Source organism: Amycolatopsis sp. NPDC058986 (assembly GCF_042741125.1).
GTDB lineage: Bacteria > Actinomycetota > Actinomycetes > Mycobacteriales > Pseudonocardiaceae > Amycolatopsis.
Genome location: NZ_JBHYJW010000022.1, coordinates 1 through 23,839, shown reverse-complemented (window position 1 = coordinate 23,839; position 23,839 = coordinate 1). Strand labels below are relative to the sequence as shown.

At 68.8% G+C, this 23,839-nt stretch carries 24 protein-coding genes and 1 other RNA gene; 18 read left to right on the top strand and 7 right to left on the bottom strand.

Features of this window, described 5'->3' with window-relative positions:
- The first annotated feature begins 11 nt into the window (after positions 1–11).
- From ACFW0G_RS20360 to ffs, 3 genes are all read left to right on the top strand, one after another.
- Complete coding sequence (locus ACFW0G_RS20360; RefSeq protein WP_378326898.1) at positions 12–389, top strand: DUF742 domain-containing protein; 378 nt, start codon at positions 12–14, stop codon at positions 387–389.
- 34 nt (positions 390–423) lie between these two features.
- A complete protein-coding gene (locus ACFW0G_RS20355) occupies positions 424–972 on the top strand; it encodes an ATP/GTP-binding protein (RefSeq protein ID WP_378327001.1) in 549 nt (182 codons plus the stop codon).
- A gap of 29 nt (positions 973–1,001) precedes the next feature.
- Positions 1,002–1,096, top strand: an RNA gene (gene ffs / locus ACFW0G_RS20350) — signal recognition particle sRNA small type.
- A gap of 187 nt (positions 1,097–1,283) precedes the next feature.
- Here the strand turns inward: ffs and ACFW0G_RS20345 are convergent.
- Positions 1,284–2,921, bottom strand: coding sequence for an FAD-dependent monooxygenase (locus tag ACFW0G_RS20345; RefSeq protein WP_378326897.1), 1,638 nt, complete (start codon positions 2,919–2,921; stop codon positions 1,284–1,286).
- A gap of 97 nt (positions 2,922–3,018) precedes the next feature.
- Between ACFW0G_RS20345 and ACFW0G_RS20340 the strand changes: the two genes are divergently transcribed.
- Positions 3,019–3,651 (top strand): TetR/AcrR family transcriptional regulator, encoded by a 633-nt coding sequence (locus ACFW0G_RS20340; RefSeq protein WP_378326896.1) that lies wholly within the window; start codon positions 3,019–3,021, stop codon positions 3,649–3,651.
- A 20-nt stretch (positions 3,652–3,671) separates the two neighbouring features.
- Here ACFW0G_RS20340 and ACFW0G_RS20335 read toward each other — a convergent pair whose 3' ends face one another.
- From ACFW0G_RS20335 to ACFW0G_RS20320, 4 genes are all read right to left on the bottom strand, one after another.
- Positions 3,672–3,932 (bottom strand): hypothetical protein, encoded by a 261-nt coding sequence (locus ACFW0G_RS20335; RefSeq protein ID WP_378326895.1) that lies wholly within the window; start codon positions 3,930–3,932, stop codon positions 3,672–3,674.
- A complete protein-coding gene (locus ACFW0G_RS20330; protein ID WP_378326894.1) occupies positions 3,933–4,058 on the bottom strand; it encodes a hypothetical protein in 126 nt (41 codons plus the stop codon).
- A 1-nt stretch (position 4,059) separates the two neighbouring features.
- Positions 4,060–4,683, bottom strand: coding sequence for a nucleotidyltransferase domain-containing protein (locus ACFW0G_RS20325; RefSeq protein ID WP_378326893.1), 624 nt, complete (start codon positions 4,681–4,683; stop codon positions 4,060–4,062).
- A gap of 105 nt (positions 4,684–4,788) precedes the next feature.
- Positions 4,789–5,664: a spermidine synthase gene (locus ACFW0G_RS20320; protein WP_378326892.1), complete on the bottom strand. Its 876-nt coding sequence runs from the start codon at positions 5,662–5,664 to the stop codon at positions 4,789–4,791.
- A 44-nt stretch (positions 5,665–5,708) separates the two neighbouring features.
- On the opposite strand from ACFW0G_RS20320, the gene ACFW0G_RS20315 reads away from it, so the two are divergent.
- Entirely contained in the window at positions 5,709–7,862 is a 2,154-nt protein-coding gene (locus ACFW0G_RS20315; protein WP_378326891.1) for a DNA polymerase III subunit gamma and tau, read from the top strand.
- Here the strand turns inward: ACFW0G_RS20315 and ACFW0G_RS20310 are convergent.
- Positions 7,850–8,641 carry an N-acetylmuramoyl-L-alanine amidase gene (locus ACFW0G_RS20310; RefSeq protein WP_378326890.1) on the bottom strand — a complete coding sequence of 264 codons (792 nt, stop codon included), beginning with the start codon at positions 8,639–8,641 and terminating at the stop codon, positions 7,850–7,852. The genes ACFW0G_RS20315 and ACFW0G_RS20310 overlap by 13 nt on opposite strands.
- A 112-nt stretch (positions 8,642–8,753) precedes the next feature.
- Between ACFW0G_RS20310 and ACFW0G_RS20305 the strand changes: the two genes are divergently transcribed.
- Together ACFW0G_RS20305 and recR are read left to right on the top strand one after the other, a co-directional pair.
- Positions 8,754–9,113 (top strand): YbaB/EbfC family nucleoid-associated protein, encoded by a 360-nt coding sequence (locus tag ACFW0G_RS20305; protein WP_378326889.1) that lies wholly within the window; start codon positions 8,754–8,756, stop codon positions 9,111–9,113.
- Between the two features lie 7 nt (positions 9,114–9,120).
- Positions 9,121–9,717, top strand: coding sequence for a recombination mediator RecR (gene recR / locus ACFW0G_RS20300; protein WP_378326888.1), 597 nt, complete (start codon positions 9,121–9,123; stop codon positions 9,715–9,717).
- A gap of 573 nt (positions 9,718–10,290) precedes the next feature.
- On the opposite strand, the gene ACFW0G_RS20295 is transcribed toward recR, so the two are convergent.
- Positions 10,291–11,400, bottom strand: coding sequence for a UDP-N-acetylglucosamine 2-epimerase (locus tag ACFW0G_RS20295; RefSeq protein WP_378326887.1), 1,110 nt, complete (start codon positions 11,398–11,400; stop codon positions 10,291–10,293).
- Positions 11,401–11,464: 64 nt separating this feature from the next.
- On the opposite strand from ACFW0G_RS20295, the gene ACFW0G_RS20290 reads away from it, so the two are divergent.
- From ACFW0G_RS20290 to ACFW0G_RS20240, 11 genes are all read left to right on the top strand, one after another.
- Positions 11,465–12,481, top strand: a complete 1,017-nt coding sequence (locus ACFW0G_RS20290; protein WP_378326886.1) for a glycosyltransferase family 2 protein — start codon at positions 11,465–11,467, stop codon at positions 12,479–12,481.
- Positions 12,478–13,800 carry a lipopolysaccharide biosynthesis protein gene (locus ACFW0G_RS20285; RefSeq protein ID WP_378326885.1) on the top strand — a complete coding sequence of 441 codons (1,323 nt, stop codon included), beginning with the start codon at positions 12,478–12,480 and terminating at the stop codon, positions 13,798–13,800. Before ACFW0G_RS20290 ends, ACFW0G_RS20285 begins: the two co-directional genes overlap by 4 nt.
- A 69-nt stretch (positions 13,801–13,869) precedes the next feature.
- Positions 13,870–15,849, top strand: a complete 1,980-nt coding sequence (locus ACFW0G_RS20280) for a DUF6541 family protein (RefSeq protein ID WP_378326884.1) — start codon at positions 13,870–13,872, stop codon at positions 15,847–15,849.
- A gap of 72 nt (positions 15,850–15,921) precedes the next feature.
- Positions 15,922–16,623, top strand: coding sequence for a glycosyltransferase family 2 protein (locus ACFW0G_RS20275; protein ID WP_378327000.1), 702 nt, complete (start codon positions 15,922–15,924; stop codon positions 16,621–16,623).
- A gap of 16 nt (positions 16,624–16,639) precedes the next feature.
- Positions 16,640–17,095: a DUF2304 domain-containing protein gene (locus ACFW0G_RS20270; RefSeq protein ID WP_378326883.1), complete on the top strand. Its 456-nt coding sequence runs from the start codon at positions 16,640–16,642 to the stop codon at positions 17,093–17,095.
- 44 nt (positions 17,096–17,139) lie between these two features.
- The gene (locus tag ACFW0G_RS20265) at positions 17,140–17,628 is read left to right on the top strand and encodes a uridine kinase (protein ID WP_378326999.1); all 489 of its coding nucleotides are present in this window, start codon (positions 17,140–17,142) and stop codon (positions 17,626–17,628) included.
- Between the two features lie 262 nt (positions 17,629–17,890).
- A complete protein-coding gene (locus ACFW0G_RS20260; protein ID WP_378326882.1) occupies positions 17,891–19,564 on the top strand; it encodes an ABC transporter substrate-binding protein in 1,674 nt (557 codons plus the stop codon).
- Between the two features lie 88 nt (positions 19,565–19,652).
- Positions 19,653–20,654, top strand: a complete 1,002-nt coding sequence (locus ACFW0G_RS20255) for an ABC transporter permease (RefSeq protein ID WP_378326881.1) — start codon at positions 19,653–19,655, stop codon at positions 20,652–20,654.
- Positions 20,651–21,586 carry an ABC transporter permease gene (locus tag ACFW0G_RS20250; RefSeq protein ID WP_378326880.1) on the top strand — a complete coding sequence of 312 codons (936 nt, stop codon included), beginning with the start codon at positions 20,651–20,653 and terminating at the stop codon, positions 21,584–21,586. The genes ACFW0G_RS20255 and ACFW0G_RS20250 overlap by 4 nt, the downstream gene beginning before the upstream one ends.
- Positions 21,587–21,679: 93 nt before the next feature.
- Positions 21,680–22,675 carry an ABC transporter ATP-binding protein gene (locus tag ACFW0G_RS20245; RefSeq protein ID WP_378326879.1) on the top strand — a complete coding sequence of 332 codons (996 nt, stop codon included), beginning with the start codon at positions 21,680–21,682 and terminating at the stop codon, positions 22,673–22,675.
- Positions 22,672–23,781, top strand: a complete 1,110-nt coding sequence (locus ACFW0G_RS20240) for an ABC transporter ATP-binding protein (protein WP_378326878.1) — start codon at positions 22,672–22,674, stop codon at positions 23,779–23,781. Before ACFW0G_RS20245 ends, ACFW0G_RS20240 begins: the two co-directional genes overlap by 4 nt.
- The last annotated feature ends 58 nt before the right edge of the window (positions 23,782–23,839 follow it).

The following is a 23,839-nucleotide window of genomic DNA, read 5'->3' as shown; positions in this document are numbered from 1 at the left end:
GAGTCGATCGCATGAACGGCGACGATCCGTCGCCCGGCCTGGAGGACACCGGGGTTTCCCTGCTGCGGCCCTACCTGCTGACCGCGGGCAGGGCCCAGCCCGTCGACCACACGCTGGAAATCGAGGCGCAGGTGCTGACCAGCAGGCTCGGCGCCGCCTCGCATCCCAAACTCACCTTCGAACGGCGCGAGATCGTCTCGCTGTGCCGCAAGACGATGTCGGTCGCGGAGATCGCGGCGCTGCTCGGCCTGCACATCGGGGTGGCGCGGGTGCTGGTGGCCGATCTCGCCGCGCTCGGCTACGTCGTCGTCCGAAGACCGGGCAACCACGTCTCCCACGATCTCGGAATGATCGAAAGGATCATTAGTGGACTCAACGCCATACGCTGACCCCGCGGGCGCCACCGCCCGCCCACCCGCCCCGGTGAAGATCGTCATCGCGGGCGGCTTCGGGGTCGGCAAGACGACGGCCGTGTCCGCCATCTCGGAGATCAAGCCGCTGACCACCGAGGCCGCGATCACCTCGGTCGCCACCGGCGTCGACCGGACCGGGCACGTCCCGGCCAAGACCACGACCACCGTCGCGCTCGACTTCGGCTGCATCACCATCGACGAAGAGATCAAGCTGTACCTGTTCGGCACCCCCGGCCAGGACCGCTTCGGCTTCATGTGGCAGGACATCGTCAACGGGGCGCTCGGCGCGCTCGTCATCGTCGACACCCGGCGCATGGACGACTGCTACCCGGCCGTCGACTACTTCGAGAAGGCCGGGCTGCCGTTCGTCGTCGCCGTCAACATGTTCGACGGCTCCCTCGCGCACCAGCTCGACGACATCCGCTGGGCACTCGCCGTCGGCGAGGACGTCCCGATCATCACGTTCGACGCCCGGCAGAAGCTGTCCGTCCGCGACGCGCTGCTCGCCGTCCTGCACAACACGTTCAACCGGGCGCGCGCCGCGGCGGGTGCCCCGTAGGCCGCTCCTGGTGTACCGCTACACTGGGCGACGGACCCCGCGCGGCGTCCACCCTGTGAACCTCCCCAGGGCCGGAAGGCAGCAAGGATAAGCAGGCTCTGGCGGGTGTGCGGGGTCCCCTATACTCGTCGCTTCGCGACTTCGCTGAGGCCGCCCCCCGGGTGTCTACCCGGGGGGCCGAGCCCCCCGGACCCCCACGGTGCGGCAACTCCCGACCCAGCGTGGTCCCGGCCTGGCGGCCTCGGGCCTGGCGGCCCTGGCCTTCCTTTTGCCGTAGTCCGTGAATGCCACATTGAGGGAATCAGAGTCCCTCAATGTGGCATTGACGGACTATAGAGGGCCAGGATGCGGCGTAGGGCCTGGTGCAGGGCCTCTTGGGGGGTGTCCGGGCGGGTGGGGGAGCGCCAGGCTACGAAGCCGTCGGGGCGGATCAGGGTGGCGCCGGTGCGGGTCAGGCCGTAGGCGGTGGTGAAGCGGTCTTCGGGATCCTGCAGGTCGGTGCCGATGTGGTGGATGTGCAGGTCGAGGGTGAGGTCGTCCGACACTGTCTTGGCCGCGGGGATCCATTGCCCGCCATCTGGGGCTGCGAGCAGGGTGAAGGCGTTGGTGAAGAGGTCTATTGTGGACAGTTCGGTGTCGCCTTGGGTGAGGCGGACGTGGGGTGCGCGCAGGCCGGGGTGGCCGGTGAAGGTGCTGGGGTTCGCGACTGGAGTGAGGGAAGTGTCCGGAGTGGACGGTTCGGTCAGGATGGCTGGTGAGGTGTAGCGGTAGCCGAAGGTCACGGCGAGGTCCTCGGCGGCCGAGACCTCCTCGGTGGTTCCCTGGTAGCGGAGGTTCAACAGCCGGATCGACTGCTCCAGCGTGACCCTGGCGACCGGGCGGCGTTCCTGCTCGTAGGTGTCCAGCAGCGCCTCGTCCGCCTGGCCGTTGAGCACCGCGGCGAGTTTCCAGGCCAGGTTGTGCGCGTCGGCGATCCCGGTGCTGGCGCCGTAGGAACCCGCGGGCGGCATGACGTGGGCCGCGTCGCCGGCGAAGAACACCCGGCCGTCGCGGAATCGCTGGGCGATCCAGGCGCCGCTGGTGCTGTGCGAGACCTTCTGGCGCCATCCGGGCACCGGCGGTACCAGCCTGACGTCGAGATCCGGCTTCCCGACCGCGGTGCGGACCAGCTCGACGCAGCGTTCTTCGGTGAAATCGTCCGGGTTTTCCCCCTTCGCCGGGTCGTACGGCATCCCCAGCATCCAGCGCCCGAGCTGGCGCATCGGTACGAGCACCGTGCCGGTCCTCGGCTGGTCGAGGTAGGCGAGCAGGAACCGGCGCCCTCGCAGTGCCTCGGTGAGGTCGGCCTCGAAGAGGCAATACAGGACGTGACCTCGTGGGGAGAGTTCGTCCGCGCCGACACCGAGTCGTTCGCGGATGCCGGCGCGGTTGCCGTCGGCGGCGACCAGGTAATCGGCGCGGATCGAGTATTCGACGCCGTCCTTGCGTACTACGGCCATGACCCCATCGGTGCCGGAGTCGAGCGAGATCAGTTCGGTGCCGAAGCGCACGTCGGCGCCGCTGCGTTCGGCGTGGATGCGCAGGACGTCCTCCAGATCGTCCTGGTCGACCAGTCCCCAGTCCGCAGGGCTGAGTTCCGCCGGCGGCCGGAGCTGGTCGAGCACCTCCACGCGGAAGCGTTCTTCACCCGTCAGGGTGGCCGCGCCGATCATCCCCGGCAGGTCGGCCAGGATCGACGTGCGGGCGCGGATGTCCTCCTCCAAGCCGAGTGCGCGGTAGATCTCCATCGTGCGAGGGTTGAACGCCCGCGCCTGCGGCATGATCGCCGTCGACGGATGCCGCTCGACCAGGATCGGGCGGATTCCTTGTCTCGCAAGGAAAAGTGCAGTGGACAGGCCGGTGGTGCCGCCGCCGGCGACGAGGACGGCGGTCTGCTGTGGTTCGCTCATGTCTCCATAATCAAGTGACTGCATCACTGTGTCAATCGTTTGTTTGATTGAGTGGTTCGTATAGTTGATAGTGCCAAGTGCAGGTATAGTCCCGGGCGTGTCCCCTTCGAAGGCCCGCAGGTCACCCAAGCCACAGGAACGGCAGCGCGATCCGGAACGCACCAGGAAACTCCTCCTGGACGCGGCGGCGGCCGAGTTCGCCCGGCACGGGTTCGCGGGCGCGCGGATCAGCGCGATCGCGGCACGCGCCGGGGTCAACCAGCAGCTGATCTCGTACTACTTCGACGGCAAGGAAGGCCTCTACCAGGCGCTTTCGGACAGCTGGTGGCAGTACGAGAACGAGCTGGTGACCTCGGACATGAAGCCGTCCGAAGGGATTCGTCAGTACGCGCTGGAGGCGCTGAAGAACCCGGACGGGGTCCGGTTGTTCGCGTGGGGCGGCCTGGAGTACAGCGGCCCGCAGGACGACCCCGACCAGGTGCGGCGCGCGGAGCGGATGCGGCGCAGCGTCGACGGGATCCGCGCCCTGCAGGAGTCCGGGCAGCTGCCCGCCGAGGTGGACCCGGCCTGCCTGATGATCATGCTCATGGCCGGGGCGATGGCGACCACCACACTGCCGCACGTCATCGAGGGTGTCTGCGAGGTCGATCCCCGGTCACCCGAGTTCATCCGCCATTACGCCGATCAGGTCGCCATCGTGACCCGGCTCCTGGGTCTCGACCCCGCATAGCGGTACTCCTCGGGACAGCGTTACGAGCGGTGGGCGGTTTCCGCCAGGGAATCGGCAGCGCGCCCGGCGCGCTTGAATTCGTCAGGTGTTGCGGGGGTGTGGCTGTAGCTCGCTTTGGTTTTCAGCTTGAGCAGGGTTCTCAGGTGCTTGGTCGCGACTTTGTCGGCCTTTGCCGGCAGGTTGACCGCTTCCTCGTGGTTCTCGCCCTGTGCGTATTCGCCGAGGCCGGCACAGCAGATGACGTCCGAGGCCGCGATGCCGGCGTGGACGCACAGGGTCACTTACGCGTCGGCGATGTCTTCATGGTCGCCGGCGAGATCACGGATCATGTCCGCCGCCGTCAGGAACTGGTCGGCCTTCTGCATCCGGCCGCGCCGGATCGTCGCGTCGCACGGTTTCGTTCGCATCTCAGGTCTTCGTCTCTCGCGATTGCCGGGCAAGCCAGGCGCGACTGCCCAGCACAGTGAGGCCGTCGCGAACCACGTCGCGGAGGACAGGCTCGTCGTGCCCGCGGGAAATCACTTCGCCGGCAGTGAACTCCAGCGGCCGGATGTCGTTGCCGACCCAGCGGGACATATCGGTCACCAAGGCGTCGACCTGTGCTTCCCACTGGTTTTCGTCAGCGTCGTCCGGCCGCACCAGGAGAAGATCTATGTCGCTTTCCGCCGTCATGGACCCCCGCGCGGCCGAGCCGAATATCGCGGCATACACCGGCGGCATCCGCCATGAGCCCAGCCGCTCCTCGATGCGCTTGAGGAGAGCCTTCTGAAGCTGGGCCAGCCCGACGATGTGTTCGGCGGCCAGGTGGTCACGGTTGAGCCGGTACGCGAACGCGTTGCCCACCCGGTCGGCCAGGACAACGCCCTGTTTGGTCAGGCGCCGCAGGACTTTGCGAATGCCTTCCTCGGAGTGGCGGGGCAGAACACGGTGCAACTGCCCGGTGGTGAAGATGGCGTCATGGTTGGCGAGTACGGCGAGGACATCGCCATCGAGTGTGGGAGTGACTGTCGACAGCGGTCGGCCCAGGTCCATCGAGTACCTCCCCCGCTCGTCGAATGTGCCAACTATAGTACAGGTAGCCGGACTATAGGCCAGATAGGCGGCCTATAGTCCGCCTATAAGCGGTAGCTCGCTGGCCTAGAACAGACCGAGGACGTCGTCGGGCGGCGCGGGTGCCTCCGCCGGCGCGTCGTCGAAGATCGGCGTGGCCTTGCCGCGGAGTTTGCGCAGTTCGGCGTCGCTTACGCAGCGCGCGGGGAAGGGCGACGACGCGGTCCGGGCGGCCACCGCGGCGACCGGGAGGTCCACGCGCGAGGCGGCGAACACGAGGTTGCCGAAGCGGCGGCCGCGCAGCACGGCGGGTTCGGCCAGCAGAAGAGCGTGCGGGAAGACCTCGGCCAGCGTCGCGATGAAGCGGCGCGCGAACGGCAGCCCGGGGCCGTCGGTGATGTTCGCGAGGTACGTCCCGGCCGGGCGCAGAACCCGCGCGACGTCGGCGGTGAACTCGACGGTCGCCAGGCCACCGGCCAGTTTCGCGCTCTCGAAGGCGTCGGCGATGATGACGTCGGCGGTCGCGTCGCGGCGGCTGGCGACCCCGGCGCGGCCGTCCGAAACGCGGACGCGCAGGTTCGGCACTTTGAGGCCGAGCTGGGTGCGGACCAGTTCCACCAGCTCGCCGTCCGCGTCGAAGACGTGCTGGCGTGAGCCGGGCCGGGTCGCGGCGACGTAGCGGGGCAGCGTGCACGCGGCGCCACCGGCGTGCAGTGCGTCGAGCGGGCCCGGCGGGAGATGGTCGACGACGTCGGCGATCCGGCGGACGTAATCGAACTCCAGGTTCGTCGGATCATCGAGGTCGACATATGACTGGGCTACGCCGTCCACCGAGAGCAGCCAGGCATTCGCGTTGTCGGCGTCCCGGAGCAGTTCCGCGATGCCGAAGCGGACGGGGTATTCGCCCGGGGTCGGATGGGCCTGCCGGGTGGGCCGGTTGCGGGCTGATCGGGCATGGCTCACCGGGCGAGCCTAGTTGTGTCGTGCCCTACCGGTACCCTCGCGACGTGGCTCTCGCGCTGTACCGCAAGTACCGTCCGGCGACCTTCGCCGAGGTCGTCGGTCAGGAGCATGTGACCGAACCCCTCCGCACCGCGCTCGCCGCGGGTCGCATCAACCACGCGTACCTGTTCTCCGGTCCGCGCGGCTGCGGCAAGACGTCGAGCGCGCGCATCATGGCGCGCTCGCTGAACTGCGCCGAGGGGCCGACACCCGACCCGTGCGGGAAATGCAATTCCTGCAAGGCGCTCGCGCCGGAGGGGCCGGGCAGTGTCGACGTCACCGAGCTCGACGCCGCCAGTCACGGTGGTGTCGACGACGCGCGCGAACTGCGGGACAAGGCCTTCTACGCGCCCGCCGAATCGCGCTATCGCGTGTTCATCATCGACGAGGCGCACATGGTCACCACGCAGGGCTTCAACGCGCTGCTGAAGATCGTGGAAGAGCCGCCGGAACACCTGATCTTCATCTTCGCCACGACCGAGCCGGACAAGGTGCTCACCACCATCCGCTCGCGGACGCACCACTACCCGTTCCGGCTGATTCCGCCGAGTTCGATGCGTGAGCTGCTGGAGCGCAACGTCGCGGACGAGGGCGCACAGGTCGAGTCCGCGGTGTACCCGCTGGTCGTCCGCGCGGGCGGCGGCTCGGCGCGGGACACGCAGTCGGTGCTGGACCAGCTGCTCGCCGGGGCCGGTCCGGATGGCGTCACCTACTCCCGCGCGGTCGCGCTGCTCGGGGTCACCGACGTCGCGCTGATCGACGACATGGTCGACGCGCTGGCCGCGGAGGACGCGGCGACCGTGTTCTCCACGGTGGAGAAGCTCGCCGACGCCGGGCACGATCCACGCCGGTTCGCGACCGACCTGCTCGACAGGCTGCGTGACCTGGTGCTGATGCGTTCGGTGCCGGACGCCGCCTCGCGGGGCCTGGTATCCGCGCCGGACGACGAGCTCAAGCGGATGGACGAGCAGGCGCAGCGCGTCGGACTCGCCACGCTGTCCCGCTACGCCGACATCGTCCACAATGGACTGCTGGAGATGCGCGGCGCGACCTCGCCGCGCATGGTGCTCGAACTGCTGTGCGCGCGGATGCTGCTGCCTTCGGTCACCGACGCGGAAAAGGCGTTGCTGGCCAGGATCGAGCGGCTCGAACGCCGGGGGCCGGTCGCGGGTGGCGGCGGTGAAGCGGGTGCCGAGGCTCCGGCGCGCACCGCGCCGGAGCGCGAGTTCCAGCGTCCTTCCCAGCGCGCGGCCGCACCGGCCCAGCCCGCGGCCCCTGCCCAGCCCGCGGCACCGCAGGCCGTCGCGCCCGCGGCCCCGGCTCGTCCGGCACCGGAGCCCGCTCCCACGCCACAGGCGGCTCCCGCGCCGGAGCGGTCGTTCACCCGTCCCTCGGCGGCGCCCGCCGCCGAGCAGACTCCGCCTGCCCCTGCTCCCGCGAGCGCGCCGCCGTCGCGGCCCGTGGCACAGCCGGAACCGCGCGCGGCCGAACCCGCTGCCGCGCCGGCCGCAGAGTCCGCCGCACCGGCGGAGTCCGGCGGGCTGGACGCCGCTGCCCTGCGCACCGCCTGGCCACAGCTGCTGTCGGCGCTTCGGCAGGTCCCTGGTGGGCGCAGCCTCGAGGCGATGCTGACGCAGGCCACCGTGGTCGGCGTCGAGGGCTTGGTCGTCACGCTGACGCACAAGTCCGAACCGCTCGCCCGGCGGCTGTCCGATCAGGCCAACGCGCAGAAGATCGCCGGGGCACTGAAGACCGTCGTCCCGGGTGAGTGGCAGGTGCGGTGCGTGCACGGCGCCGCCGCGGCGGCCGCACCCGCCCGGCCCGCGGCGCAGCCCGCACAGCAGGCGGCGCCCGCGCCGGAGCGGTCGTTCACGCGCCCATCGGCGGCCGCCGCACCCGCGCCCGCCGAGCAGAGTCGTCCCGCGCCGAGCCGTCCCGCACCGGAGCCTGCCGCGCCGTCGCGGCCGAAGGTGACGACTGCCGAGCCCGACATCCCGCTCCCGCCGGAGCCGATGGAGGACGACGAGGAGCTCTACTCCGAGGACGCGAGCCCGGCGCCGCCCGCTCCGCCACCGCCGCCGGAGGAGGACCCGCACGACATCGCGCACAAGCTGATCTCCGACCACCTCGGGGCGCGGCCGCTGGATCAGCCGAGGTAGGCCTCGATGGCGGCGGCGATCGCCGTGGCGTAGCGCTGACGTCCGTCCGCGCTCGTCATGGCCGCCGCTTCGGTGGCGTCGCGCATGTTCCCGCATTCGACGAGCACGGCCGGGCGGGTCGAGAGGTTCAGGCCCGCCAGATCGTCGCGGGGTGCGAGACCCTCGGCGCCGATGTAGTTCGCGGTGCTGAAACCCTTGTCCCGCAAGGTGTTCCGCATTGTTCGCGCGAGTTTCGCTGCCGGTTCACCCTGCGCGTCATTCAGCGGCGGCGACGAGTACGCCACGTGAAAGCCGTGCGCGCCCGCGGAATTCGAACCGTCGGCGTGGATCGACACGACCGCGTCGGCGTTCGCGTCGTTCCCGGTCGCGGCCCGTTGGTCCACACACGGTCCGGCGCCGGAATCGTCCTGACGCGTGTAGACGACCTTGATTCCCTTGGCGCCCAAGGCAGTGCCGACCCGCTGTGCGACGTCCCAGGTGAACGCGTGCTCGGGGTAGCCCGCGTTCGTCGACGTTCCCGTGGTGTTGCACGGCTTCGTCCTGCCGCGTCCCGCGGGCACAAGGCGGTTGATCTCGGCGAGGTGCGCGGCGCTGCCGCCGTTGTGTCCGGGATCGAGCACCACGACTCGCTCCGGCGGCGCCGATGTCGTCGTGGTCGCCGGTGTGCTGGGCGACGTCTTCGGTGCGGGTGGCGCGGCGACGTCGCCGGTTCCGCAGGCGCCCAGCAGCAGGCACGAGACCAGCAGCGGAGAGGTCACGCGGTGTCGCACGGCGACCACGGTGCCACAGCGGATCCGCTTCGCCGGTCAAGACACCCTGGGCGGCCTCGACCGGGGGACCCGCGGACGCGGCTACCCTGGGAGGACACAGACAGAGAGGATCGTGCGGATCATGGTGCAACCCGGCGGCGGCTTCGACCTGTCGCAGATCATGCAGCAGGCCCAGCAGATGCAGCAGAAGCTGGTCGAAGCGCAGGACGAGCTGGCCAAGACCGAGGTCACCGGTACCTCGGGCGGCGGGCTGGTCACCGCGACCGTGTCCGGCGACGGTCAGCTCAAGACACTGGCGATCGACCCCAAGGTGGTGGACCCGGACGACGTGGAGACGCTGTCGGACCTGGTCGTCGCCGCGGTGCGGGACGCGTCGGCCAGCGCGCAGAAACTCACCGAGCAGAAGCTGGGCCCGCTCGCGGGTGGCCTCGGCGGCGGTGGCGGTATGCCGGACCTCGGCGCCCTCGGCTTCGGCGGCTGACAGCCCGGTGTACGAAGGTGTCGTCCAGGACCTGATCGACGAACTCGGCAGACTGCCGGGGGTCGGGCCCAAGAGCGCGCAGCGCATCGCCTTCCACTTGCTGGCGACCGATCCCGCCGACATCGCGCGGCTGCAGGACGTGCTCGGCAAGGTCAAGGAGGGCGTGCAGTTCTGCGAGATCTGCGGCAACGTCGCCGAGCAGGCGACCTGCCGCATCTGCCGCGACGCGCGACGCGATCTGAGCGTCATCTGTGTCGTGGAGGAGCCCAAGGACGTGCTCGCGGTCGAGCGCACCCGCGAGTTCAAGGGCCGCTATCACGTGCTCGGCGGGGCGCTCGACCCGCTGTCGGGGATCGGGCCGGAGCAGCTGCGTATGCGTGAGCTGCTGGCGCGGATCGGCGAAGCGGACGTCACCGAGGTGATCATCGCGACCGACCCGAACACCGAGGGTGAGGCCACCGCGACGTATCTCGTGCGCATGCTGCGGGACTTCCCCGGCCTGTCGGTCACCCGGCTGGCGTCGGGCCTGCCCATGGGCGGCGACCTCGAATTCGCCGACGAGCTGACCCTGGGCCGCGCTCTCTCCGGCCGCCGCGCGCTCTAGTTTTTGGTCCGCGGGGGGCCTCCTTGAGTGACTTTGGGTCACTCAAGGAGGCCCCCACGGACTTTTCGCGTGCGGGTGGCGCCGGGTCGGGTGTCGCGAACGCGTCGTTCGGGACGCTCAACGTCGCGAACGGAGCGTTCGGGACGCAGCGAGGATGCGGTGAGCTGCTTCCGGCGGTCGGCATGTGCTGAAGGACGCCTTCGATGCGCTCGATGCACTGAAGGCGTCCTTCAGCACGGCTAACGCACTGAAGGCGTCCTTCAGCACCCGGCCGCCACTCACCACGCTGCTCCACGGGCTCCGGCCGAGCCCGGGAGACTCAGAGCCCCTCGATGTGGCATTCACGGCCCCGGAACGCCTTCCCGTCGGAGTTGTCCACAACGGTCCCGGCCATCCACAGATTCGCCGAGCACCCCCTCCGCACACCCCCACGGCGATACGATGGTTGCAGGGGTGCCCCCGGGAGGGTGGGGGTATACCCAGGGGATCCCGAACCCCTCCTCCGTCCACTTCGGACAAAAGCCGACAGCATCGTCGCGGCCGCATGTGGGCCCGCTCCAAAACCGGGAACTCTCAGCAGTAGCCCAGCTGTGCCAGGGTGTTCACGACGATCTCGGACGGGTGGTACTTGTCCATCCAGGATTCGCCGCGCCGGTTCTGGTAGGTGTCCAGGAAGTTCTGCAGCTTGTCGCCGCGCATCTCGGTCAGCACGACCGTCTCGCCGAGGTGCTGCGGCGTCTCGGTGCGCTCGCGGTGCACGGCGCACGGCAGGCCGAGGTAGTAGCACTCGGCCGAAAGGCCACCGGAGTCGGTGACGACGTACTCGGCGCGGGCCACCAGCGGCAGGAACTTCAGGTACCGCATCTTCGGCTGGACGATGAACTGGTCGTCGAAGATGTTCCCGATGCCGAGCGCGCGGATCTTCTCGCGCTCCGGCGCCCCGGCCATGTACAGGATCGGCATTTTGCGGCTCTGCTCGCGCAGGATCTCCAGCGCCTCGCGGTACTTGTCCGGGCGCGACACCAGCTCGAAGCGGTGCAGTGTGGCGAGGCCGAACTTCTCCGGCAGGTTCGGTACGTCCAGCGGCTGCCCGATCGCCAGCCGCATCGCGTCGATCGCGGTGTTGGCTTCGGTGTCGACGACGACGCCGCGGGCGTTGCGCAGGTTGTTCACCTCGCGCGCGCTCGGCGCGAAGTGGATGTCCACGATCTTCGCCGCGATCTTGCGGTTCAGCTCCTCGGGCAGCGGCGACAGGATGCTGCCCGACCGCGCACCCGCCTCGACGTGCCCGACGCGCGACTTCAGGATCCGCTTGCCGATCAGCGAGCCGTACGGCGTGGTGAACGTGTCGCCGTGGACCAGCACCAGCGGCGGACGGCCGTCCTCGGTCAGCGCGGCACGCAGCTCGGCGCGGCGGCTCCACGCGGTGCGCAGCACCTGCGCGGCCCAGCCCGGCACCTGCGCGGGCGACTCGAGGTTGTGCGCCTTGTCCTGCGGCACCAGCCAGACGTCCGGCTCCGGCATGTTCAGATCGGCGAGCACGTCGGCGACCTCGTCCACGTGCTGCGCGGTGAACCAGATCTTCGGCCGCACGCCGCGTTCGGCGATCCCGTGGTAGACCGGCGCGATCTTGATCAGTTCCGCGGTGGTGCCGAGAATGAAGGAAATCACCGTAGGGCCCATTTCTGGTCGGGTGTTGCGGTGCCCGAAGGATACTGGTCCCCCGTTATCGCGTAGCCTCGGCCCGGTGAGTGCCAACACGCTCCTCCCGAGGCTGTCGGTCGTCATCCCGGTCTACAACGAGCAGGACTGGATCGCCGAGAGCGTCGGCGCCCTGATCGCCTCGGCACGGGCCGCGCAGTGGCCGGTCGAGGTCGTCGTGGTGGACGACGGCAGCACCGACGCCACCCCGGAAAGGCTCGACGACCTGCGCGAACGGCATGGCATCACGGTGCTGTCGCAGCCGAACAGCGGCCGCTTCGAGGCCCGCCGCGCGGGCATCGCGAAGGCCTCCGGCGAGCACATCCTGCTGCTCGACAGCCGCGTGATCGTGGACACCGGCTCGCTCACCTTCCTGCGCGACCAGCTCCGCGATCACCCGGACAGGGCGGTCTGGAACGGGCACATCAACGTCGCGTCCGAACACAATCCTTACGCCGGTTTCATGGCGGGCCTGGTCAAGATCCCCTGGCGCCGTTACTGCGCGAACCCGCGGCTGATGTCGTTCGGAATCGAGGAATTCGACGTCTTCCCCAAGGGGACCGGATTCTTTTCCGCGCCGCGCAAGGTCCTCGAAGAGGCATCCGACGCCTTCGTCTCCCTTTTCGACGACGTGCGTTTCGCCAGTGACGACACCGGTGTCCTGCGCTGGATCGCCGAGCGGCACCGCATCCATCTCGCCCCGGAGTTCTCCGCGACCTATCACGGCCGCGACTCCTTCAAGAAGTTCGTCGCGCAGTCGTACTTCCGCGGCACCACGTTCGTCGACTCCTACCTCGCCTCGCCCGGCCCCGCCCGCAATGGCCTCTTCGCCGCGTTCGGTCTCGGACTCCTCGGCCTCGGCGTCGCCGCCAAGCGTCCGAAGACCGCCGTCGCGCTCGCCGCCGCCGGTTCGGCCGCCGCGGGCGCCGCGGTGACCCGGTTCGGCGCGACCAAGGCGGAGGCCCGCGCGGTCGCCCAGCTCACCCCGGTGTTCGCCGCGGGCTTCGGGGCGGGTGCGATCCGTGGCCTGGTGATGGCACTGCGTGCCCGGCTGCGCCGATGAGCACCGTGACCGACAACACCGACAGCACCGGCAACGCGGCAGGCGTCGACGGCAGGGCGCTCGCCAAGGACACCGGGAAGTCCGCCGGAAAAGTCGGCCTCTCCCTGCTGATCGCCATCGGCCTCGGCTACGTCCTGACGCTTGTCATCGGCCGGTTGCTCAGCCCCGCCGACTACGGCGTGTTCAGCTCGTTCTGGGGCCTGCTGATGGGCCTCGGCAGCGCGCTCTCGCCGCTGGAGCAGGAAATCTCCCGCCAGTCCGCGGTGGCGGCGCTGGACGGGAAGAAGGCCGGGAAGTCGTCGATCAGGGCGATGACGATCGGCATGGTCATCGTCACCGCGATCGCTCTGCTCACGCTCGTGCCGATGATCGGCGACAGAGTCTACTCAGGACACACCGAGCTGGCGATCATCGTGCTGTGCGGCGCCATTTCGTTCGCCTGCCAGTTCTCCGCGCGCGGACTGCTGATGGGGCACAACCGGATCAGGTCGTACTCCTGGCTGGTGATCGCCGAGGCGGTCGTCCGCATTGCCGGGCTCGGCGCGGTCGTCGTCGCGGGAATCACCGGGCTGGTGCCGCTCGCCATCGCGGCCGCGCTCGGCTCGTTCGCCTGGCTGGTCTTCGCGCGCCCGGTCACCCAGCTGGTCGACCCGCATCTCGACGGCGAGGCCTGGCGCCCGCTCATCGGCCGGATCGTGCTGCTGCTCATCGGGTCCGGGCTCGCCGCCGCGGTGATCGGCGGCTACCCGACGCTGATCAAGCTCCTGGCGCCCACCCCGGACGAGACGAAGTTCGGGGTGCTGGCCGCCGCGCTGATGGTCGCGCGGGTGCCGCTGCTGCTGCTCTCCCCGTTGCAGGCGCTCGCGGTGCCCACCGCGGTCCGGCTCTCCAGCACCGCCGAGGGCATGCACCGGCTCCGGCGCATGCTCGCCGTCGGCACGTTGGGCACCCTCGTGCTCGCGGCGGTCGGCGCGCTGGTCGGCTTCCTGATCGGCCCGTGGCTCATCAAGCTCCTGTTCGGCGCCAATTTCGTGGCCGAGGCCTGGTGGATGACCGGCCTGGTCTGGGGCACCGTCCTGCTGACCGCGATGCAGCTCATGGCCGCCGTGCTCGTGGCGCGGACCCAGGCCAACAAGGTGCTGCTGACCTGGGCGTCGGTCACCCTGACGACGGCGCTGATCCTGCTGTTCTTCCCCGGCGACGCCATTCTCCGCGCGGTCGTCGGGCTGGGGGCCGGGCCGACCGTCGGGCTGGCCGTCGTGCTCGTGTTCGTCCTGCGCCGACCGGCCAGCGCGAGTGGCGATGAGGCGTCACAGTAATGTGGCCGCGGGTCTGCGCCGTCCGTGGGGACGGCGCGTAACGCTGGTGAAGTTGGGACAGCGAATTCGATGAATGTAGTTCTCGTTCTGCTCGCGTTCTGGCTGCCGGGCTTGGTGTTCGGCGCGGCGATCAGGCTGCGTGGCTGGACACTCGCCGCCGCCGCGCCGCTGCTGACGTTCGGGATCGTCGCGCTCGGCATCCCGGTGCTCGGCGGTCTCGGCATCCGCTGGGACATGCTCGACGTAGCACTGTGGACAGTCGTGCTCTCCGTCGTCGGCTTCGCGCTGGCGTTTGCCGTGAACCGGTTCACCGCACGACGTCATCCGGAATGGGCCGAACAGGACGAGAACAGGCCGAAGCGTTCGCTGCGCGACCACGTCCTGATCGGACTGGGCGTCCTGGCCGGCATGGCCGTCGGCACCATCACCTTCCTTCGCGGCACGCACGCGATCGACCGCGTCCAGCAGGGCTGGGACGCGCCGTTCCACGGCAACCTGGTCCGCTGGATCGCCGAGCACGGTGACGCGCGGCCCTCGACGGTCGGCACGATCGCGAACGTCCCGAACGAGACCCACTACTTCTACCCGGACACCTACCACGCGCTGCTCGCCCTCGTCTTCGGCAAGGGCGGCCTGACGATGATGCCGACGCTGAACCTGGCGGTGCTGGCGGTCATCCTCACCGTGCCGCTGGGCGTCGCGGCGATGTGCAACACCTGGCGCATGCCCGCGATCGGCGTCGCCACCGCGGCCGCCGTCACGACCTGGTTCACCTCGTTCCCGTACGACTCGCTGTGGCGCGGTCCGCTGTGGCCCTACGTCGCCGGTGTGGCGATGATCCCGGCGATGCTCGCGCTCGCGCGCCTGATCCTCGAACCCCGCGGCATCGCGGGGCCGGTCGCGATCGGCGTCGGCGTCGCGGGCCTGGCCGGGCTGCACACCAGCGTCGTCTTCGTCGTCATCCTGTACTTCCTGCTCATCCTGCTCGCGGTCGTCTTCAAGTTCGAGAAGATCGATTGGCGGCGCTCCGCGGCTTCCCTGATCGCGACGGTCGGGCTGGCCGTCGTGCTCGGCGTGCCCGTCGTGCTGCCCTCGCTGTACAACGTGGGTGGCGTCACGAGCGCGTGGTGGGCCTCCGAGGCCACCGTGACCGGCGGGATCGGGGAGACGATCACCTTCTCGCCGATGGCCGCGTTCCCGCAGTGGTGGATCGGCATCCCGGCGATCATCGGGATCTTCCTGATGGTCAAGCACCGCCGCATGCTGTGGATGGTGGCCGCGTACGTGCTGCTCGGCGGCCTCTTCGCGGCGACGGTGTCGCTGGAGACCAACCTCGTCCACACCCTGACCGGGATCTTCTACAACGACCACTGGCGCATCGCCGCGCTCGTCCCGCTGGCAGGCGCGGTCGCGGTCGGTGAGTTCGTGAACACCGGCGCGGAGAAGTTCGCCGGCTTCGTGGAACGCCGCAAGCCGAACTTCAAGCCCGCGACGGTCGCGATCGTGGCCGCGCTGGTGATCGGCCTGGTCATGGCAGGGCTCAGCAAGGGCGCCTACATCGGGCGCAACTCGTCGGCGCTGGGGCGGAACTACGGCGACGGCCCCACGGTGTCCAAGAAGGAAGAAGAGGCGTACGCCTGGCTCGCCCAGCACGTCGGGCCCGGCGAGAAGGTGATGAACGACCGCAAGGACGGCTCGGTGTGGATGTACGCCCTCGCCGGTGTCACCCCGGTCGAATGGACGTTCTACGGCGCGCCGTTCGAGAGCACGGCCGGATTCCTCACGGTCTACCTCAACGACATCAACAAGAACCCCACGGTGCGTAAGGACCTCGCCGAGGAGAAGGTGCGGTACGTCGTGGTCGGCCGGGGCATGGTGACCCAGGACGCGTCGGACCGGCGCGCGGTCGGCCTGGAGCGGCTGGACAGCACGCCAGGGTTCAAGCGGGTCTTCCACAACGACGACGCCTCGGTCTACGAGATCGAGGGCATGCGCGACGTCGTCGCGGCCGGGGCCGCGCCCGGGTCCGGAACTGCTCACGGCAAGTAAGAAGCTAGAGTGGATCCCGTGTCTGTGACAGCACCGGCGGCCTCCGTGACCAGCCGTCGCGTACTCATCGTGATGCCTGCCCTCAACGAGCAGGCCAGTGTCGGCGCTGTGATCGAGCAGGTGAAGCAGTCCCTGCCGGGCGCCGACCTGCTGGTCGTCGACGACGGATCGGTCGACGACACGGCCAAGCTGGCCAGGGCCGCGGGAGCGGACGTGGCACGGCTGGCGGTCAACCTCGGCGTCGGCGGCGCGATGCGCACCGGCTTCCGGTACGCCGCCGCGCGTGGCTACGACGTCGTGGTGCAGGTGGACGCGGACGGCCAGCACGACCCCGAAGAGGTCGCCGCGCTGCTGCGCGGGCTGGACGAGGCCGACATCGTCATCGGCTCGCGGTTCGCGGGCAAGGGGTCGTACAAGGCCAGCGGGCCGCGCAAGTACGCGATGGTCGCGCTGTCGATCGTGTTCTCCCGGCTCGCCCGCCGCAAGCTCACCGACGTCACGTCGGGATTCAAGGCGATGGGCCCGAAGGCGATCAAGCTCTTCGCCGCGTATTACCCCGCCGAGTACCTCGGCGACACCGTGGAATCGCTGGTGCTGGCCATCCGCGCGAAGCTCGTCATCGCCGAGATCCCGGTGATCATGCGGGAACGTGCCGGCGGCACGCCCAGTCACTCGCCCATCAAATCGGCCGTCTACCTGAGCCGGGCCGGTCTCGCGTTGCTGCTGGCGCTGGTGCGCCGCCGCCCCGCGGTCGACTCGTCCGACTCGGCGTAAGAAGGAGGTCACGTCCATGGACGGCTGGCGCGTTCTCAGCATCGTCGTCGCGTGCCTGGTGCTGTTCGTCGTCCTCGAGATGATGCGCAGGCGCAAGCTGCGGGAGAAGTACGCGGGCGTGTGGCTCATCGTCTCCGTCGGCGTCGTCGTGCTCGCGGTCATCCCGCAGGCCGCGGAGTTCCTGGCGAAGATCACCGGCGTCAAGACGCCGTCGAACCTCGTCTTCCTGCTCGCCGGAGTCGTGCTGGCACTGGTCGCGCTGCACCTGTCCACCGAGGTCGGTCACCTGGAAGAGGAGGTCCGTACCTCCGTCGAGGAGATCGCGCTGCTGCGCTGCGAGCTCGAGGACACGAAGAAGGAACTCGAGAGCCGGATCGCCGAGCTGGAGGCCAGGACGTCGGCCCCGGACGACGTCAAGGGCCTGCCCGAGGCGGACACCGTCGCCAAGGCGAGTTCGGTACGCGCGCGCTGATCGACGCGGTCCTCGCGGCACCGCCACGGCTCGGGAATGTGCGCCTGCTGGCTGTTGACGGTCCGTCAGGCGCGGGAAAGTCGACATTCGCGCGCTCCATTGTGGCGGATTTCCGGGCACGAGATGTGCCCGTTGTTCTCTTGAGCACCGACGAATTCGCCACCTGGAACGATCCGGTGGCCTGGTGGCCACGGCTCTTCGAAGGCGTTTTAAGGCCCCTCTCCGATGGTTCTCCCGGTGCTTACCGGCGGATGGAATGGCCACCTGAAGGCCCCTGTCTCGGCGCTTCGGTGACCGTTCCGGTACCCGAAGTACTGGTGCTGGAGGGCGTTTCCAGCGGCCGGAGTTCGGTGCGGCCGCTGCTGTCCCACCTGTGCTGGGTCGACGGCGGTGACGAGGCGGCGCGACTGGCCCGCTCGGTCGCCAGGGACGGTCTGGACCACCGCTCTGACCTGCGGCGATGGCAGCTCTTCGAGCGTGGCTGGTTTGCCGTGGACGGTACGCGCGAGGCCGCCGACAGTCACGTGGACTGAACCACGTCCGGGGGAACCCTGATGCGTCCATTTGTGTCATTGGCTGTGCGCTCATTGCAGCAATCGCCCTGAAACCGCTACCTACCGTCAGGATTTACCAACGCATTGCGGTTATTTTGGCTGCTACGTAGCGCGATCGTAACCTCGCGTGCTTAAGTGCGGGGCGAGTTCCCGCTAGTGTCGGCGAACACACCGACCGTCGGCTGAGTTTCTGACCGACCGGACGGTGACTAAACACCGAACATCTCCCAAGGGGTGTCAGATGCAGCAATGGCGGCTGACCCGAACGCGCCGTATTGCCCTGATCGGGCTGGCCGGCGCGGTCGCGGTCTCGTTGTCCGCGTGTGCAACGTCCAAACGAGACGAGGCCGCGGGAGGTGGTTCCGGCGGCACGATGATCTTCGGCAACGCGGGTAACCCGAAGATGCTGGACCCGACGTTCACCGACGAGGGTGAGACCTACCGCATCACCCGGCAGATGCTGGACACGCTGATCCAGAACAAGCCCGGCACCGCCGACCTCGAGCCCTCGCTGGCCGAGAAGTGGGAGCCCAGCAACGACGGCAAGACGTGGACGTTCACCCTCAAGAAGGGCGTCAAGTTCCACGACGGCACGCCCTTCAACGCCAAGGCGGTCTGCTTCAACTTCGACCGCTGGTACAACATGAAGGGCGATCTCGCCCAGAACGCGATGATCTACTACGGCGACGTCTTCGAGGGCTTCGCCAAGAACGAGGGCACCGCGACCGGTGACCCGGTCTACAAGTCCTGTGAGGCCAAGGACGACTCGACCGCGGTCCTCAACCTGAGCAAGGCCAAGGGTGCCTTCCCCGCCGCGTTCACACTGCCCGCGTTCGCGATCCAGAGCCCCGACGCGATCACGAAGCACAACGGCAACCAGGTCACCGGCTCCAGCGGTGCGCCCGTCTTCAGCGAGTACACGTCGAAGTTCGTTTCCGGCACCGGTCCGTTCAAGCTGGAGAGCTGGGACCAGGCCAAGGGTGAGGTCACCCTGGTCAAGGCGACCGACAGCCCGAGCCAGCAGGCCAAACTGGACAAGCTGATCTTCAAGATCATCCCGGACGAGAACGCCCGCAAGCAGGCGCTGAAGGCCGGCGACGTCCAGGGCTACGACTTCCCGGCGCCCGCCGACTACGGCCTGCTGCGCAACGACGGCGAGCAGGTGCTCATCCGCCCGTCGTTCAACCTGCTCTACCTGGGTATCAACCAGTCGGGCAACCCGAAGCTGAAGGACCCGAAGGTCCGCCAGGCCCTGGCGTACGGCATCAACCGCGAGCAGTTCGTCAAGACCAAGCTGGCCGAGGGCTCCGAGGTCGCGACCGAGTTCGTGCCGAAGGTCATCTCCGGCTACACCGACGACGTCAAGAAGTACCCGTACGACAAGGAGCAGGCCAAGAAGCTGCTGCAGGAGGCCGGCGCGACCGACCTCACGCTGAAGTTCTACTACCCGACCGAGGTCACCCGGCCGTACATGCCGAACCCGGCCGACACGTTCACCGCCATCTCCGAGGACCTGAAGGCGATCGGCGTCAAGGTCGAGCCGGTGGCCAAGCCGTGGAACGGTGGCTACAAGGAGGACGTGCAGCAGCTCGGCAAGCAGGACATCCACCTGCTGGGCTGGACCGGCGACTACAACGACGCCGGGAACTTCATCGGCACGTTCTTCGGCCGCAAGAAGAAGGAATTCGGTTTCGACAACGCCGAGCTGTTCAAGACGCTGGCCGACGCCGACGCGGCCCCCGCGGGTGACGCGCACGCCAAGGCGTACCAGCAGGCGAACAAGGCGGTCATGGACTACCTTCCCGCCATCCCGATCGCCTACCCGGCGCCCGCCATCGTGGTCGGCCCGAAGGTGAAGGGCCTGGTGGCCAGCCCGCTGACCGACGAACGTTTCAACACCGTGAGCGTCGGCTGATCCCGACCGCATAGCGAGGGCCAAGGGGCAGGCGCGATCGCGCCCGCCCCTTGGCCCTGCTTCCCGGGCTGGCAACAAAGGAACGCACGTGCTCCGTTTCATCGTGCGTCGGCTGCTACAAGCGATCCCGACGCTCCTGCTTCTGTCCATTTTGGTCTTCGCCTGGCTCCGCTCGCTTCCCGGAGGACCCGCCTACGCGCTTCTCGGGGACAAGGCGACGCCGGAGAAGGTGGAACTCCTCAATCACTCCCTCGGCTTCGATCAGCCGATCTTCATCCAGTACTTCAAATTCCTCGGCCGGGCCGTCACCGGCGACTTCGGCGCTTCGCTCGTTTCCGCGCAGCCGGTCATGGGCGAGATCGGGCGCTTCCTGCCCGCGACCATCGAACTCGGCCTCTCCGCGATGATTCTCGCGATCGTGCTGGGCATCCCGTTCGGCTATCTGTCCGCACGGTTCAAGGGCGGCGCGGTCGACAACATCATCGTCGTGCTCACCCTGGTCGGTGTCGCGGTGCCGGTGTTCTTCCTCGGCTACATGATGCAGAACGGGCTGGCCTCACCGCTGGGACTTCCTTCCCAGGGACGGCAGAGCGCGGGCCTCGACGCCACCAACGTCACCAACTTCGCTGTCCTGGACGGCATCCTGACCCAGGAATGGGACTCGATGTGGGACGCGATCAAACACCTGATCCTGCCCGCGTTCGCGCTGGCCACCATTCCGCTCGCGGTGATCACCCGGATCACCCGCGCCTCGGTGCTCGACGTGTTCAACGAGGACTTCATCCGCACCGCCAACTCCAAGGGCCTGACCCAGCCCGTGGTGCGACGGCGGCACGTGCTGCGCAACGCCCTGCTCCCGGTGGTCACCACCATCGGCCTGCAGACCGGCGCGCTGCTCGGCGGCGCGGTGCTGACCGAGCGGGTGTTCAACATCCGCGGCCTCGGCTATCTGCTCGCCGAAGGCATCGAACGGCGTGACTATCCCCGGCTACAGGCGCTGCTGTTGTTCGGTGCGCTGGTGTACGTGCTGGTGAACATGCTGGTCGATATCTCGTACGGGCTCATCGACCCGAGGGTGCGTGTCGGATGAACACTCTGCTGAACAAGAAGAAGGAGCCGATCGACAAGCTCGCGTCGGCCGCCGCGCGGGGGCACAGCCTCGGCGGTGAGGCGCTGCGGCGCATGCTGCGCAGCCCGGTGGCGATCACCGGCGGCGTGATCACCATCCTGTTCGTGCTGCTGGCGATCTTCGCGCCGCTGCTGGCGCCGAAGGACCCGCTCGCGCGGTCCTTGCAGGACAAGGTCAACCTGGGCCGCGGCATCATTCCCGGCGCGATGCCGGGATATCCGCTCGGCGTGGACGACTTCGGCCGTGACTTCCTGTCCCGGCTGATCGTCGGCGCGCAGCAGACGTTGCTCGTCGGTGTCCTCGCGACGCTGATCGGCGTCGTCCTCGGGATGATCCTCGGCGGGCTCGCGGGCGCCTTCGGCGGCTGGGTCGACACGCTGATCATGCGCATCGTCGACGTCATGCTGGCGTTCCCGTCGCTGCTGCTGGCGATCTCGATCGCCGCGTTGTTCGCGAAGCCGAGCCAGTGGACGGTCATTCTCGCCGTGTCGATGATCGGTGTGCCGATCTTCGCGCGGCTGCTGCGCGGTTCCATGCTCGCGCAGCGCACCAGCGATCACGTGCTCGCGGCGACGTCGCTCGGCGTGAAGCGCGGGGCGATCGTGCTGCGGCACATGCTGCCGAACTCGCTCGGCCCGGTCATCGTCCAGGCGACGCTGACACTGGCGACGTCCATCATCGAGGCGGCGGCACTGTCGTTCCTCGGTCTCGGCGACCCGGACCCGTCGCGGGCGGAATGGGGCCTGATGCTCGGCAATGCCGCGCACAAGTTCCTCGACATCCGTCCGGAGCTGGCGTACTACCCGGCCATCGCGATCATCGTGGTCGCGCTCGGGTTCACACTGCTCGGCGAATCGCTCCGTGAAGCCCTCGATCCGAAGAACAGGCGGTGATTTTCCGTGGCATTCCAAGAAGTTCATGGCCTGCACGTTCGGCGAGTCACTGTGGCCGGCCCTCGATCCGAAGAACAGGCGGTGCTGTAACACATGGCACTCCTTGAAGTTCGCGACCTCAGCGTCGTATTCCAGCGCCGCGGCGAGCGGCCGTTCACCGCGGTGGACGGGGTGAGCTTCGACGTCGAACCCGGCCAGACCGTCGGGCTGGTCGGCGAATCCGGCTGCGGCAAGTCGGTGACGTCGCTGGCGATCATGCGGTTGCTGGCCAAGCGCGGCAACAAGGTCAGCGGTTCGGTCTCGTTCGAGGGCACCGATCTGCTCACGTTGTCGGACAAGGAAATGCGGGACCGCCGCGGGCGGGACCTCGGCATGGTGTTCCAGGATCCGCTGTCCTCGCTGAACCCGGTCATCCCGATCGGGCTGCAGATCACCGAGGTGCTGGAGCGCCACCGCGACATGCCGCGCAAGAAGGCGGCGATCGAGGCCGTCGAACTGCTGGACAAGGTCGGCATTCCCGACCCGTCGCGGCGGCTTTCCGAGTACCCGCACCAGCTTTCCGGCGGGATGCGGCAGCGCGCACTGATCGCGATCGCGCTGGCGTGCCGTCCCCGGCTGCTCATCGCGGACGAGCCGACGACCGCGCTGGACGTCACCATCCAGGCGCAGATCCTGGCGCTGCTGCGCGAACTCGTGCAGGACACCGGGACCGCGCTGATCATGATCACGCACGATCTCGGTGTCGTCGCCGGGCTCTGCGACGAGGTGAACGTGCTCTACGGCGGCAAGATCGTCGAACGCGCGCCGCGGCATCAGCTCTTCGCCGAACCACGGCATCCGTACACGCACGGCCTGCTCGCGTCCATCCCGCGGCTCGACGCGGGACGGGGCGAGAAGCTGATCCCGATCAAGGGCTCGGTGGCCGACAACATCCCGTGGGAGGGCGGTTGCGCGTTCGCGCCGCGCTGCCCGAACGCGCTGGCGGTGTGCCGTGAGACGTCGCCGCAGCTGGTGCCCGAAAACGGGGGCCTGCTGCGTTGCCACAACCCCGTGCGGCCCGCGGTCGCGGCCGGAGGAGGGATCCGATGACCGAGACGAACAGCGACGTGCTGCTTGAGGTCGACGACCTCAAGGTGCACTTCCCGATCAAACGCGGCATCGTGATCGACCGGACGATCGGGCACGTCTACGCCGTCGACGGGGTCAGCCTGTCGATCCGGCGCGGTGAAACCTATGGCCTCGTCGGCGAATCGGGTTGCGGTAAGTCCACTTTGGGCAGAGCGATCCTCCGGTTGAACGAACCGACCAGTGGCAGTGTCGTCTTCGACGGCACCGACGTCGCGAAGCTCAAGGGCGAGGCGCTGCGCAAGTCCCGCCGCCGGATGCAGATGATCTTCCAGGACCCACTGTCCAGTTTGGACCCACGACAGTCGGTGGAGTCCATTCTGCTCGAAGGCATGCGCGCGCACGGCCTCGACAAGGACAAGGAGGCCACCGACCGGCGGTTGCGTGAGCTGCTGGCCGCGGTCGGCCTGCCGGAGACCGCGCTGCGGAAGTACCCGCACGAGTTCTCCGGCGGTCAGCGTCAGCGCATCGGCATCGCGCGGGCGCTCGCCGTGGAGCCCGACCTCATCGTCGCCGACGAGCCGGTGTCCGCATTGGACGTTTCGGTGCAGGCGCAGGTGGTGAACCTCCTGGAGGATCTGCAGGAGGAGCTCGGCCTGACCTACCTGGTGATCGCGCACGACCTCGCGGTGGTGCGGCACATCTCCGACCGGATCGGCGTGATGTACCTCGGTTCCCTCGTCGAGGAAGCCGACGCGGACGCGCTGTACGAGAACCCGCTGCATCCGTACACCAGGGCGCTGCTCTCGGCGATCCCGGTGCCGGACCCGGCCGTGGAGGACAGCCGGGAGCAGATCCTGCTCGCCGGTGACCTGCCCTCTCCGGCGGCGCCGCCGAGCGGCTGCCGGTTCCACACCCGGTGCCCGTGGCGGCAGGAGAGCCTGTGCTCGACCGACCGCCCGGAGCTGCGGGACGTCGGCGGCCAGCGCGTCGCGTGCCACTACGCGGAGGACATCCGCGACGGGCGGATCACGCCGCACGAGGTCGAACCGGAGCTGGTCGAGCTGACCGGCGCGCTCAACCCCGACCTCGGCCCGCCCGACGTCGGCACCGCCGCCGAAATCCTCTAACCAGTCCACCCGGCCCCCGGCAAATGCCGTTAAGGCCACCTTACGGGCGTCCGACGCC

Bases quoted from the DNA above. Each gene is read 5' to 3' on its own strand.
- ACFW0G_RS20360 (WP_378326898.1), top strand. From the start codon at position 12: ATGAACGGCGACGATCCGTCGCCCGGCCTGGAGGACACCGGGGTTTCC.
- ACFW0G_RS20345 (WP_378326897.1), bottom strand. From the start codon at position 2,921: ATGAGCGAACCACAGCAGACCGCCGTCCTCGTCGCCGGCGGCGGCACC.
- ACFW0G_RS20330 (WP_378326894.1), bottom strand. From the start codon at position 4,058: ATGCGAACGAAACCGTGCGACGCGACGATCCGGCGCGGCCGGATGCAG.
- ACFW0G_RS20325 (WP_378326893.1), bottom strand. From the start codon at position 4,683: ATGGACCTGGGCCGACCGCTGTCGACAGTCACTCCCACACTCGATGGC.
- ACFW0G_RS20305 (WP_378326889.1), top strand. From the start codon at position 8,754: ATGGTGCAACCCGGCGGCGGCTTCGACCTGTCGCAGATCATGCAGCAG.
- ACFW0G_RS20295 (WP_378326887.1), bottom strand. From the start codon at position 11,400: ATGGGCCCTACGGTGATTTCCTTCATTCTCGGCACCACCGCGGAACTG.
- ACFW0G_RS20285 (WP_378326885.1), top strand. From the start codon at position 12,478: ATGAGCACCGTGACCGACAACACCGACAGCACCGGCAACGCGGCAGGC.
- ACFW0G_RS20280 (WP_378326884.1), top strand. From the start codon at position 13,870: ATGAATGTAGTTCTCGTTCTGCTCGCGTTCTGGCTGCCGGGCTTGGTG.
- ACFW0G_RS20275 (WP_378327000.1), top strand. From the start codon at position 15,922: ATGCCTGCCCTCAACGAGCAGGCCAGTGTCGGCGCTGTGATCGAGCAG.
- ACFW0G_RS20270 (WP_378326883.1), top strand. From the start codon at position 16,640: ATGGACGGCTGGCGCGTTCTCAGCATCGTCGTCGCGTGCCTGGTGCTG.
- ACFW0G_RS20260 (WP_378326882.1), top strand. From the start codon at position 17,891: ATGCAGCAATGGCGGCTGACCCGAACGCGCCGTATTGCCCTGATCGGG.
- ACFW0G_RS20250 (WP_378326880.1), top strand. From the start codon at position 20,651: ATGAACACTCTGCTGAACAAGAAGAAGGAGCCGATCGACAAGCTCGCG.
- ACFW0G_RS20245 (WP_378326879.1), top strand. From the start codon at position 21,680: ATGGCACTCCTTGAAGTTCGCGACCTCAGCGTCGTATTCCAGCGCCGC.
- ACFW0G_RS20240 (WP_378326878.1), top strand. From the start codon at position 22,672: ATGACCGAGACGAACAGCGACGTGCTGCTTGAGGTCGACGACCTCAAG.